At 56.0% G+C, this 11,657-nt stretch carries 10 protein-coding genes and 2 pseudogenes; 9 read left to right on the forward strand and 3 right to left on the reverse strand.

Going from position 1 to position 11,657, the window contains the following annotated elements; genetic code table 11:
- The 5 genes from RTK32_RS12055 to trpS all read left to right on the forward strand — a co-directional run.
- On the forward strand, positions 1 to 610 hold a 610-nt coding region (locus RTK32_RS12055), incomplete at its 5' end, for an SPOR domain-containing protein (RefSeq protein ID WP_312044240.1).
- A gap of 119 nt (positions 611 to 729) precedes the next feature.
- Complete coding sequence (dam, locus tag RTK32_RS12060; RefSeq protein WP_312044242.1) at positions 730 to 1,548, forward strand: adenine-specific DNA-methyltransferase; 819 nt, start codon at positions 730 to 732, stop codon at positions 1,546 to 1,548.
- A gap of 53 nt (positions 1,549 to 1,601) precedes the next feature.
- A complete protein-coding gene (gene rpe / locus RTK32_RS12065) occupies positions 1,602 to 2,288 on the forward strand; it encodes a ribulose-phosphate 3-epimerase (protein ID WP_312044244.1) in 687 nt (228 codons plus the stop codon).
- Positions 2,272 to 2,949, forward strand: coding sequence for a phosphoglycolate phosphatase (locus RTK32_RS12070; RefSeq protein ID WP_312044246.1), 678 nt, complete (start codon positions 2,272 to 2,274; stop codon positions 2,947 to 2,949). Before rpe ends, RTK32_RS12070 begins: the two co-directional genes overlap by 17 nt.
- A 17-nt stretch (positions 2,950 to 2,966) precedes the next feature.
- Positions 2,967 to 3,968, forward strand: coding sequence for a tryptophan--tRNA ligase (gene trpS, locus RTK32_RS12075; RefSeq protein ID WP_312044248.1), 1,002 nt, complete (start codon positions 2,967 to 2,969; stop codon positions 3,966 to 3,968).
- Positions 3,969 to 4,031: 63 nt separating this feature from the next.
- Here trpS and cysG read toward each other — a convergent pair whose 3' ends face one another.
- The 3 genes from cysG to nirB are packed head-to-tail and all read right to left on the reverse strand — an operon-like array spanning position 4,032 to position 8,306.
- Entirely contained in the window at positions 4,032 to 5,396 is a 1,365-nt protein-coding gene (gene cysG / locus RTK32_RS12080; protein WP_312044250.1) for a siroheme synthase CysG, read from the reverse strand.
- A 55-nt stretch (positions 5,397 to 5,451) separates the two neighbouring features.
- Positions 5,452 to 5,778 carry a nitrite reductase small subunit NirD gene (gene nirD / locus RTK32_RS12085; protein ID WP_312044252.1) on the reverse strand — a complete coding sequence of 109 codons (327 nt, stop codon included), beginning with the start codon at positions 5,776 to 5,778 and terminating at the stop codon, positions 5,452 to 5,454.
- Positions 5,775 to 8,306: a nitrite reductase large subunit NirB gene (gene nirB / locus RTK32_RS12090; protein ID WP_312044254.1), complete on the reverse strand. Its 2,532-nt coding sequence runs from the start codon at positions 8,304 to 8,306 to the stop codon at positions 5,775 to 5,777. Before nirB ends, nirD begins: the two co-directional genes overlap by 4 nt.
- Positions 8,307 to 8,527: 221 nt before the next feature.
- Between nirB and RTK32_RS12095 the strand changes: the two are divergent.
- From RTK32_RS12095 to codA, 4 genes and pseudogenes are all read left to right on the forward strand, one after another.
- Positions 8,528 to 8,740: pseudogene (locus RTK32_RS12095) on the forward strand (hypothetical protein); the annotation flags it as partial.
- Between the two features lie 349 nt (positions 8,741 to 9,089).
- On the forward strand, positions 9,090 to 10,109 hold the full coding sequence (locus RTK32_RS12100; RefSeq protein WP_312044256.1) for a hypothetical protein: 1,020 nt from the start codon (positions 9,090 to 9,092) through the stop codon (positions 10,107 to 10,109).
- Between the two features lie 214 nt (positions 10,110 to 10,323).
- A pseudogene (locus RTK32_RS12105) lies at positions 10,324 to 10,473 on the forward strand (IS6 family transposase); the annotation flags it as partial.
- Between the two features lie 96 nt (positions 10,474 to 10,569).
- Positions 10,570 to 11,657 (forward strand): cytosine deaminase (gene codA / locus RTK32_RS12110; protein WP_312044258.1); only part of this gene is annotated, 1,088 nt, incomplete at its 3' end.

Below are 11,657 nucleotides of genomic sequence, written 5' to 3' on the forward strand. Positions count from 1 at the left end.
TGAAGCGGAGCCGGTGCAAACGCCTGCGGGACAGCAGCGCGTCGAACTGCCTGGCGATCTCAACAACGCGCTTTCTAACCAGCAGAATCAGGTAGATGCCGCCAGTTCAGATATGCAGGGCAGCTCGCTGCCGCTGGCACCAGCAACCGTGATGGGCGGCGGCACGACCAGCAAGCCTGTTACCGCGCCGCAAATGCATCAGCCTGCGGCGACGCGTTCGACCACGCATTCGTCTACGCGTCAACCTGCTGCCTCTCAGCCTCAGCAGCAGACCCGGCCCGCTACGCACAAACCTACAGCAGCAAAACCTGCCGTAAAAGAGAGCCACAGCGCGCCAGCAGCCCCAGTTACCGGCGGCAACTATACGCTCCAGTTGAGCAGTGCTTCACGTCCCGATACGCTTAACGCGTGGGCGAAAAAGCAGAATCTGAGCAGCTATCACGTGTATAAAACGACGCGCAACGGGCAGCCATGGTACGTGCTGGTGAGCGGCGCTTACGCGACACCAGCCGATGCAAAACGCGCGGTCGCTTCGCTGCCGTCAGAAGTTCAGGCGAAAAGCCCCTGGGTGAAACCTGTCAGCCAGGTGAAAAAAGAGTCAGCCAATTAGCGGCTTCCGGGCCTGACGATGTTCTCTGCCAGCCCGCGTTATGCGGGCTGGTAATTTAAAGCGCAGATATGCTGTCGGTGTAACCGCAGCCAGAAGAGTAAGTGTAATAAAACGACGGCATGAAAAAAAATCGCGCTTTTTTAAAATGGGCGGGCGGTAAGTTCCCGCTGCTTAACGATATCCAGCGTCACCTGCCAGAAGGGGATTGCCTGATTGAGCCCTTTGTCGGCGCAGGGTCCGTCTTCCTCAATACGCATTTTTCGCGCTACGTGCTGGCGGACATCAATGGCGATTTGATTAACCTTTACAACGTGGTAAAGCATCGCGTGGATGAGTTTGTGGCCGATGCCGGCAAACTGTTCACCAGCGAAAGCAACGACGCCGAGTTCTACTATGCTCGTCGGTTGGAGTTCAACCACTGTAGCGATCCCTATCGCCGCAGCGTGCTGTTCTTGTACCTTAACCGCCACTGCTACAATGGACTGTGCCGCTACAATTTGAGCGGTGAGTTTAACGTCCCTTTTGGCCGCTATCGCAAACCCTATTTTCCTCAGGAGGAGCTTTACTGGTTCTCCGAACGGTCACAAAACGCCACCTTTATCTGCGAATCATACGCTGATACGCTGGGGCGGGTGCAGCCAGGATCGGTAGTTTACTGCGATCCGCCTTATGCGCCGCTAACGGCTACGGCGAATTTCACCGCTTACCACACCAACAGTTTTAGCCTGGCGCAGCAGCAGCACCTGGCCGAGCTGGCGGAAAAACTGGCGCGTGAAAACCGTGTTCCGGTACTGATCTCCAACCATGATACGCCGCTCACCCGCGAGTGGTATCAGGCTGCGCAGCTGCATCAGATTAAAGCCCGTCGCTCGATCAGCCGCAGCGGCAGCGGACGTCTGCAGGTCAACGAACTGCTGGCGCTGTTTAGCAGCGACTGACCCTCAACAGCATTACGTGCCTGTCGCCAGGCGCGCTAAATTGGGAGAAATGGATGAAAAAGTTTTTACTCGCTCCATCAATTCTGTCTGCAGACTTCGCCCGCCTGGGTGAAGACACGGCGAAAGCGCTGGCTGCCGGTGGTGATGTCGTGCATTTCGACGTAATGGATAACCACTACGTGCCTAATCTGACTATGGGGCCGATGGTGCTGAAAGCGCTGCGTGATTACGGTATTACTGCCCCGATCGATGTGCACCTGATGGTAAAACCGGTCGATCGCCTGATCCCCGATTTTGCCAAGGCTGGCGCCAGCTATATTACTTTTCATCCGGAAGCGTCCGAGCACGTTGACCGCACGCTACAGCTGATCAGAGAGCACGGCTGTAAAGCGGGGCTGGTGTTCAATCCTGCCACGTCGCTCAGCTATCTGGATTACGTGATGGACAAAATCGACGTGGTGCTGATTATGTCGGTTAACCCGGGCTTTGGCGGCCAGTCGTTCATTCCTGGCACGCTGGACAAGCTGCGCCAGGCCCGTAAGCTGATCGACCAGAGCGGTTACGATATTCGCCTGGAAGTGGACGGCGGCGTGAAGGCAGAAAACATCGGCGAAATCGCCGCGGCCGGTGCCGATATGTTCGTGGCAGGCTCCGCTATCTTCAATCAGCCTGACTATAAAAAGGTCATTGATGATATGCGTACGGAACTGGAGAAATCTCGCCATGGCTCATTTCACTGATATTCGCGCGCTGGCGTTCGACCTTGACGGGACGCTGACCGACAGCGCGCCCGGCCTGACCAGCGCGGTAGACGCCGCCTTACGATCGCTTGATCTTCCGGCCGCCGGTTTAGAGCGCGTCTCTACCTGGATTGGTAACGGGGCGGACGTGCTGATCGAGCGCGCATTGACCTGGGCGCTGGGACACGCGCCGGAAAGCGATCTGCTGCGTGACGCGCGGGTGCTGCTTGATAAGCATTATGCCGTCGTTGTCGAAAGTGGCAGTAAGCTGTTTCCCGGCGTAAAAGAGGGGCTACAGAAACTGGCGGCTACCGGCATGCCGATGGCTATCGTGACCAATAAGCCTACGCCGTTTGTTGCGCCTTTGCTGGCTTCGCTCGGCATCAGCGACTGCTTTTCGCTGGTGGTGGGTGGCGACGACGTGACGGCGAAGAAACCGCATCCGGCCCCGCTGTTTCTGGTGCTGGGCAAGTTCGGCCTGTTGCCTGCCGAACTGCTGTTCGTGGGCGATTCCCGCAACGATATTCAGGCGGCAAAAGCGGCGGGCACGCCCTGCGTAGGGCTAACCTACGGCTATAACTATGGCGAACCGATTGCGAGCAGCCAGCCGACGCTGGTGCTTGACCATTTTAACGATTTGTTGCCCGCATTAGGGCTGTAACGACCAGGACGAAAAAGATGAAACCCATCGTATTTAGCGGCGCGCAGCCTTCCGGCGAACTGACCATCGGTAATTATATGGGGGCGTTGCGTCAGTGGGTCAGCATGCAGGACGATTACAACTGCATTTACTGCATTGTCGACCTCCATGCCATTACGGTACGTCAGGATCCGGTGGCGCTGCGTAAAGCGACGCTGGATACGCTGGCGCTTTATCTGGCCTGCGGCATCGATCCCCAGAAAAGCACTATTTTCGTGCAGTCGCACGTGCCGGAGCACACGCAGCTGAGCTGGATCCTGAACTGCTATACCTACTTCGGCGAGCTGAGCCGCATGACGCAGTTCAAGGACAAATCCACGCGCTACGAAGAAAACATCAATGCGGGCCTGTTTGATTATCCGGTGCTGATGGCGGCAGATATCCTGCTTTATCAGACCACACAGGTGCCGGTTGGCGAAGATCAGAAGCAGCATCTGGAGCTGAGCCGCGACGTGGCTGCGCGTTTTAATGCGCTTTACGGCGATATCTTTAAGGTGCCGGAGCCGTTTATTCCAAAATCCGGCGCGCGCGTCATGTCGTTGCTGGAGCCGACTAAAAAGATGTCCAAGTCGGACGACAACCGCAATAACGTCATCGGCCTGCTGGAAGATCCGAAATCGGTAGTGAAGAAGATCAAACGTGCCATGACCGACGGTGATGAGCCACCGGTAGTACGTTATGACGTGAAAAACAAAGCGGGCGTCTCTAACCTGCTGGATATTCTCTCCGGCGTAACCGGCACCAGCATTCCCGAGCTGGAAAAACAGTTTGAAGGCCAGATGTACGGGCACCTGAAAGGCGCGGTAGCCGAGGCGGTTTCCGCAATGCTGAGCGAGCTGCAGGAACGTTATCATCGCTATCGCGATGATGAAGCCTTCCTGGAGCAGGTGATGCGTGACGGTGCGGTGAAAGCCCGCGCTCAGGCGCAGGAAACGCTGAAAAAAGTCTACGAAGCCGTAGGCTTTGTCGCCCAGCCGTAACGGCTAAGATAAACGGCGCCTTTGAAAATCAGTCAGGGGCGCCGTTTTTTATGAGCGGCCGGTTTAAAACCAGCGCAGCCGATCGCGTAAAGCGACCACCCGGCCCACGATAATCAGCGAGGGGCTTTGTGCCCGGCTGGCCAGCATAGCCAGTTCGCTCAGCTGCCCTGTCAAAACGTGTTGTCGGGTCGAGGTGCCGTTTTCTACCAGCGCCACCGGCATTTCACCGCTCATGCCGTGCGCCTGTAGCTGCTGCTGGATCTCCGCTGCCTGCGTTAATCCCATATAGAACACCAGTGTTTGCCGTTCCGCCGCCAGATTTTGCCAGTCCAGCGAGCCGTTTTTCTGCACGTGACCGGTAACCAGCCTTACGCTTTGTGAATAATCGCGATGGGTAAGCGGAATGCCGCTGTAGGCCGAACAGCCCGACGCGGCGGTAATGCCAGGCACTACGGAAAAGGGGACGCCCGATCCGGCTAACGCTTCCAGCTCTTCTGCGCCACGCCCAAAAATAAAGGGATCGCCGCCTTTCAGCCGTACCACGCGTTTTCCCTGACCCGCCTGATCCAGCAGGATCTGATTGATAGCTTCCTGGGGCACACAGTGATAGCCCGCCCGTTTACCCACAAAAATTCTTTCCGCATCGCGCCTGACCAGCTCCAGTACTTCTTCGGAGACCAACCGGTCGTAAACCACCACGTCCGCCTGCTGAATCTGCTGGAGTCCCTTCAGCGTCAGTAAACCTGCATCACCCGGTCCGGCACCCACCAGCACGACTTCCCCCTGTCTGGCCAGCGGTTCGCTAAACAGCGCTTCCGTCAGCTTTTCCGCCTGCGCATCGTCTCCGTTGGCAAGGGTTTGTGCCAGCCGATCGTGGTGAAAAAGCTTTTCCCAGAAGCGCCTGCGCTGCCCGGTTTCGTGAAAGGTTGATTTTACTCGCGGCCGTAACGCTCCCGCCCATGCGGCTACTTTTCCCAGATGCTGCGGCAGCAGCGCTTCGATTTTTTCACGCAGCAGACGGGCCATCACCGGCGCATCCCCTGCGCTGGAAATGGCCACCATCAGCGGCGAGCGATCGATGACCGAAGGCATAATGGCGCTGGCCTGAGCGGGTGCATCCACTACGTTGCAGAAGACTCGTTGAGCCGTGGCGCAGTCGCTAACCTGCCGGTTGACCTCGTGGCTGTCGGTTGCCGCTATCACCAGCCAGCAGTCGTCGATGTACTCAGGCCTGAAGCCTGTTTCCAGCAGCGTCAGCTTTCCGGCCTGTTGCCATTCGTAGAAGGGAGAGGAAAAACGGGGCGCGCAGACGCGTAAATCCGCGCCGGCTTTCAGCAGCAGCCGTGCCTTGCGCTCGGCTACGTCTCCACCGCCAACGAGTAAAACTGCCTTGTGGCGCAGATCGCAAAAAAGAGGAAACCAGTTCACAGGGAGCTCGCCATAAAAAGGGCCGCAAAGCGCGGCCATAAAAAGAGAGAAGGGGTTATATCGCCACTTCCACCATGCCGTCGCGGACTCTGGCGGGCCAGGCAGGGATCGAGCAGCTGGCATCCTCCATACAAACACCGTCACTCAGTCGAAAACGCTGCTTTTTCAACGGGCTGGCGACCCACAGGCTTTGCTGATGTTCGGCAATCAGGCCACGAGAGAGCACGCTGGCCTGGGCAAAGGGATCAATATTGCTCAGGGCAAACACCGCTTCGTCGGCGCGGGGACGGAACAGGGCGACCTGTTCACCTGCGACCAGCGCACAAACGCCGGTGGCGGGCTGGATAGTTTCTAAAGGGCAAACGCGGTGCCACTGGCTCATGGCTGCTCCTCCATGACGATGGGAATGCGCTCTTCGGGCCGGGCGGGCCGATGCTGCTGACGCTCTGGCACGCTCTGTACCAGCGGATCGCGGCTGTCGCTGTTGATAAAATGGCGGAAGCGGGCAAGCCGTTCCGGTTGGGCCAGCGTCGCCTGCCATTCACAGACGAAGCGCTCGCGCAGGCGGGCCAGATCGGCCTCCAGCTGGGCATTAAGGCCCAACTTGTCGTGGATAATGACCTCGCGCAGATAGTCGATACAGCCATCCAGGCTTTCCAGCCACACCGAAGTGCGCTGCAATTTATCGGCCGTCCGGATGTAAAAAAGCATAAAACGATCCAGATAGTGGATAAGGGTCTCCCGATCCAGATCGGCTGCCAGCAGATCACCGTGACGGGGTTTCATGCCGCCATTGCCGCAGACGTAAAGATTCCAGCCTTTTTCCGTGGCGATGATGCCGACATCCTTGCTTTGCGCTTCTGAGCATTCACGGGTACAGCCCGACACGCCAAACTTCATCTTATGCGGTGTACGGATGCCCTTGTAGCGGTTTTCCAGCTCCACGCCCAGTCCGATGGAGTCACCCACACCAAAGCGGCACCAGCTGCTGCCTACGCAGGTTTTTGCCATACGTAGCGCTTTGGCATAAGCGTGACCGGTTTCAAAACCGGCTTCAATCAGCGTCTGCCAGATAGCGGGCAGATCGTCTTTATGAGCGCCGAACAGGCCGATACGCTGCGAACCGGTGATCTTGGTATAAAGGCCGTAGCGGCTGGCCACCTCGCCAATGGCTATTAGCCCGGCTGGGGTGATCTCGCCACCGGCGGAACGAGGGATGATGGAGTAGGTACCGTCTTTCTGGATGTTGCCAAGGAAACTGTCGTTGCTGTCCTGTAAAGGCGCCAGGGACGGCTGTAGCGCGTAGTCGTTCCAGCAGGAGGCAAGTAGCGAAGCCACTGTCGGCTTACAGACCTCGCAGCCGTAGCCCTGGCCATATTTAGCGAGCAGCTGCTCGAAGGTCTTAATCTCTTCCACGCGGATGAGGTGATACAGCTCCTGGCGCGAATAGTGAAAATGTTCACAAAGGTGGCTGTTAACTTCGATACCCTGGCGGCTCAGCTCTGCGTTCAGCACCTGGGTCATCAGCGGCACGCAGCCGCCGCAGCCCGTACCCGCTTTGGTTTCTGCCTTCAGCGCCGCAACAGTATGACAGCCGTTCTGAATGGCCAGCACCAGATCGCCTTTAGTGACGTCGAAACAGGAACAGATTTGCGCCGTTTCCGGCAGCGAATCGACGCCCAAAGCCGGTTTATTTCCCGCATGGGCGGGCAGGATCAGCGTATCGGGATGGTCCGGCAGCTCGATCCCGTTAAGCATCAGCTGCAGCAGATTGCCGTAGTCGCTGGTATCCCCGACCAGCACCGCTCCAAGCAGCTTTTTATTGTCCGGGCTGACCACCAGCCTTTTATAGACTTCTTGATTTTCATCAAGATAAAGATAGCTGCGCGCGCCCGCCGTACGGCCGTGTGCATCTCCAATGCCGCCGACATCCACGCCCAGCAGTTTAAGCTTCGCGCTCATATCTGCGCCGGTAAAGGCGTTTTCCTGACCCAGCAGGCTGGCCGCCGTGACCTGCGCCATTTTGTAGCCTGGCGCAACCAGACCATAAACATGTTCCTGCCAGGCGGCGCATTCGCCAATGGCGTAAATATCTTTATCTGCAGTACGACAGCTATCATCGATTGCTACGCCGCCGCGCGGACCCGTGGCCAGCCCGGCTTCTCTGGCGAGACGATCCTGAGGACGGATGCCGGTGGAGAAGACGATAAAATCAACTGCCAGCTCGCTGTCATCTGCAAAGTGCAAAATTTTACCGCCTGACGGGGCGTCAATAATCTGTCGGGTATTTTTGCTGGTATGAACGGCGACGCCCATTCCCTCGATTTTTGTCCGCAGCAGCTTTCCGCCCAGTGGATCGAGCTGTTCTGCCATCAGCACCGGGGCAAACTCTACCACGTGCGTTTCCATGCCTAAGTTTTTCAACGCGCCGGCCGCTTCCAGTCCCAGCAGGCCGCCGCCGATTACCGCGCCGCTGCGGCTGCCCCGGGCACAGGCTTCGATAGCGTCCAGATCGTCCAGCGTGCGATAAACAAAGCAGTTTTTACCCTCGGCACCCGCAATGGGGGGGACCCAGGGGTAAGAGCCGGTGGCGAGTACCAGCTTGTCGTAGCTCACCGCGCGACCTTTACTGGAATAAACAACTTTTTCGCGGCGATCGATCGTCAAGGCTTTCTCACCCGTTAGCACGCTTATTTTATGCTTTTCGCAAAAGCCCTCCGCCACCAGCGAAAGGGCTTCGGCGCTGTGATGCATAAAGTAGGCGGAGAGATGCACGCGATCGTAAGCCAGGCGAGGCTCTTCGCAGAAAACCGTAATATCGAACTGCTCTGGCGCCGCTTTTTCGGCCAGCTCTTCCAACAGGCGATGCCCTACCATGCCGTTGCCAATAATAACGAGTCGGGTACGCATTTGTGCCTCACATAACAAAATAATACCGCTACAGTAGCGCGCAAAACTGCAGAGTTATTGACGTATATCAAGCCAGTTTTTAAATACTCCTTTATAGGTAGTTTGATGATATTTAGGCTTTTTTAGGTAAGTTAAGGATTTTACTGGATTTGGTTACGTCTGCCGTCATCCTGAACAATGGGGCTCTGTTGGAAAAATCTGGAAAGGGTAACTTAACCCCCATCATTGAATGCGGTGATGGCAAGCTGAAAAGGATAATCGGCGCGACGCTGGGATGGCGATCTATGAAGACGGCCTGTGCCGCAATCAAAGATATTGAGGTGAGGCGAGCGCGACGGAAAGGTCAGGCCGAATCAGCTTATTTTGGGCATCCCCGGCTGAGAGGCGTGTGGGGAACAGACTCCTTGAAAGATAAGACATTTCAAGAATACTGAAGGCTATTTCATCACAAACTTTGCAACAGTGCCTGAAAGGGCACCTGTAGCCTGAAGCCACGGAAGAATTTGCAGCCCGTGAGGCAGGTCTCTGGAATTATTATCTCTCAATACTGACCACTCATGCTTGCCCCTGTGGTGACAGGATATTCAAACCTGCCTCAGCAAAGGTGACGGCTGGCGCGGAAACCTGGCAGCCTGCGGCTGCAAATGGGTTGATGTTCGCTTCAGATCGGTGTTGCCTTGCACATACCTTATCAGCCTGCGGAACCCCTAAGCCTTTCTGGCCACCTACCAGGTACAGGTCGGTTCCGCGACCGGTTTATCTTTCAAAACAGGACAGGCAACGATGAATCCCCTCCAATCAGGAATCCCTTCTCGCTACACCCGTTCCATCAGCTCCGCCCAGTCGGTGGCAGCGCCGGGGGCAGAGCATACCCAGCTAAAACATCCCCAAACGCTCTCGCTGGCCAGCCTGAGCACCAATGCCCATTGGGCACTAAATCAGAGCGAAATGCAGCCTAATGGCCACCATCAGCTTTTGGCATTGCTGGCCAGTAATGCCATCACCGACGGCGCTCTGCAGTTGTGCTCGACCCGAGGCGCAGAAGCTCACTATGAGCAACAGGTCGACGTCCTGCCGGAAAACGATGTTGCTCATCTGACGGTACGCGCCCAATTAAACGAGTGTGCCAAATACGACATTGGCAAATACGACATTGCCGGGATCGACCTGCACGTGCCTTCATCAGGTAGAACCGAGTCCATCTTCCTGTCTGCCCCCCCTCCACCTACCAATACACCGACGCCCCCAGTGTCCAGCTCCTATCAGGCCCAATGTTCACGCAGTGATCTGATGCAGCGGTCGATAGAACAACATCATCCACAAGAGGCCGCCAACGCGCCAGGCTCTCATCTGATTAAGGCTGCGCAAAGTCGGATGCAATACGGAACATTGTCCCTTTTTGGTACCGAAACTGGCGAGCGTTACGGAAACTTAATGTATAAAGCGTCTTATAAACCCCATTCCCCTATGAACATTGAAAATTCAAGTTATGCAGATTTTTTGCCCGGGCAACCCGATCTGGTGGGTGAGCACCTGGAATTTTACAAAGATGAGTTCATGCGCGGTCTCAGTGAAAGGCAAGATCCTATTATTGCCGCACCGACAGAGCAGGGATCGCTTGTTGTTGTTGAGGGGCATCACAGGCTTACGGCTGCTTTAGCTACAGGCATGCCTGTAAAACTATTGATTAATGCTGATAAAGAGTCAGCAGACTATCGGGACTGGTCGAATATTTCTTTTATAAATAAAGGAGATGACGGATATGAAACGGATGTTCCCTCCTATAAGCAACGCGGAATGTAATCTTAAGACCGCCGCCGAGGCTTTATCGGTTTGAGTGCAGCACCAACGGGTGAATGTAACGAATGCTCCTGCCCGAAAACGGGGGATGCCGTCCAGTCCGTCCCCACTGATAGAGTGCTGCCAGTATCGACTCGCCTTGATACGCGCCGTGAGGGAAGTCCGGGAGCATTAGCAGTGTGCAGCGCTTTCCTGAAAAGGAGAAGCTAAAGTCATTACGCTGGGATGTAAATCCATGAAGTCGGCCTGTGCCGCAATCAAAGGTATTGAGGTGATGCGAGCGCGACGGAAAGGTCATGCCGAATCAGTTTATTTTGGGCATCCCTCGGGTGAGAGGCGCCTGGTGAGCAGACTCTTTGAAAGATAAGAGATTTCAAGAATACTGAAGGCTGTCTCATCACAAACTTTGCAACAGTGCCAAAAATGGTATGGTTAAAAACCACTGACGTTCAGGAGCGTGTTTATGCAGGCTGTTCCATTAAAAAGCATTCACCATGTGCGATTGCCGTGGCGCGAAGGACTCTGGCAGATTGCTATCCATGACGGCAAAATTGCCGCCATTTCGCCTCAGACACAAGGTACCGTGCCGGACGGCTCGCTGGACGCAGAAGGCGGGCTGGCTTTTCCACCTTTTATCGAGCCGCATATCCATCTGGATACCACGCAAACGGCGGGCGAACCGGCCTGGAATGCATCCGGCACGCTGTTTGAAGGCATCGAACGCTGGGCGGAGCGCAAAGCGTTACTGGATCATGAAGACGTCAAAAAACGTGCGTGCCAGACGCTGAAATGGCAAATCGCTAACGGTATTCAATATGTCCGCACCCACGTGGATGTCTCCGACCCCACGCTCACCGCCCTGCGTGCCATGCTGGAAGTGAAGCGCGAGATGGCACCGTGGGTCGATATACAAATTGTTGCGTTTCCGCAGGAGGGGATTCTCTCTTATCCCGATGGCGAAGCTTTGCTGGAAGAAGCATTGAGGCTGGGTGCGGACGTGGTTGGGGCTATTCCACATTTTGAATTTACCCGTGAGTACGGCGTGGAGTCGCTGCATAAAACGTTTGCGCTGGCGCAGAAGTATCAGCGAATGATCGACGTACATTGTGACGAAATCGACGACGAGCAGTCGCGCTTTGTGGAAACTGTCGCCGCGCTGGCGCTGCGCGAGAAAATGGGCGCCCGCGTTACCGCCAGCCATACCACGGCGATGCACTCCTATAATGGCGCTTACACTTCGCGTCTGTTCCGGCTGCTGAAACTTTCCGGTATTAATTTTGTTGCTAACCCGCTGGTGAATATCCATCTTCAGGGACGTTTTGACAGCTATCCTAAACGGCGCGGCATCACGCGGGTAAAAGAGATGCTGGAAGCCGGGATCAACGTCTGTTTCGGGCATGATGATGTCTTTGATCCGTGGTATCCACTCGGCACCGCGAGTATGCTCCAGGTACTGCATATGGGGATGCATGTCTGCCAGCTGATGGGGTATGGCCAGCTGGATGAAGGGATCAAACTCATCACCCACAACAGTGCCAGAACGCTCCAGCT

The sequence above is a fragment of the Erwinia sp. genome (assembly GCF_031978025.1).
Lineage (GTDB): Bacteria > Pseudomonadota > Gammaproteobacteria > Enterobacterales > Enterobacteriaceae > Erwinia.

What these genes read in the sequence shown, in the direction of transcription:
- RTK32_RS12070 (WP_312044246.1), top strand. Translation starts at nt 2,272, where the DNA reads ATGGCTCATTTCACTGATATTCGCGCGCTGGCGTTCGACCTTGACGGG.
- nirB (WP_312044254.1), bottom strand. Translation starts at nt 8,306, where the DNA reads ATGCGTACCCGACTCGTTATTATTGGCAACGGCATGGTAGGGCATCGC.
- RTK32_RS12100 (WP_312044256.1), top strand. Translation starts at nt 9,090, where the DNA reads ATGAATCCCCTCCAATCAGGAATCCCTTCTCGCTACACCCGTTCCATC.
- trpS (WP_312044248.1), top strand. Translation starts at nt 2,967, where the DNA reads ATGAAACCCATCGTATTTAGCGGCGCGCAGCCTTCCGGCGAACTGACC.
- nirD (WP_312044252.1), bottom strand. Translation starts at nt 5,778, where the DNA reads ATGAGCCAGTGGCACCGCGTTTGCCCTTTAGAAACTATCCAGCCCGCC.
- rpe (WP_312044244.1), top strand. Translation starts at nt 1,602, where the DNA reads ATGAAAAAGTTTTTACTCGCTCCATCAATTCTGTCTGCAGACTTCGCC.
- dam (WP_312044242.1), top strand. Translation starts at nt 730, where the DNA reads ATGAAAAAAAATCGCGCTTTTTTAAAATGGGCGGGCGGTAAGTTCCCG.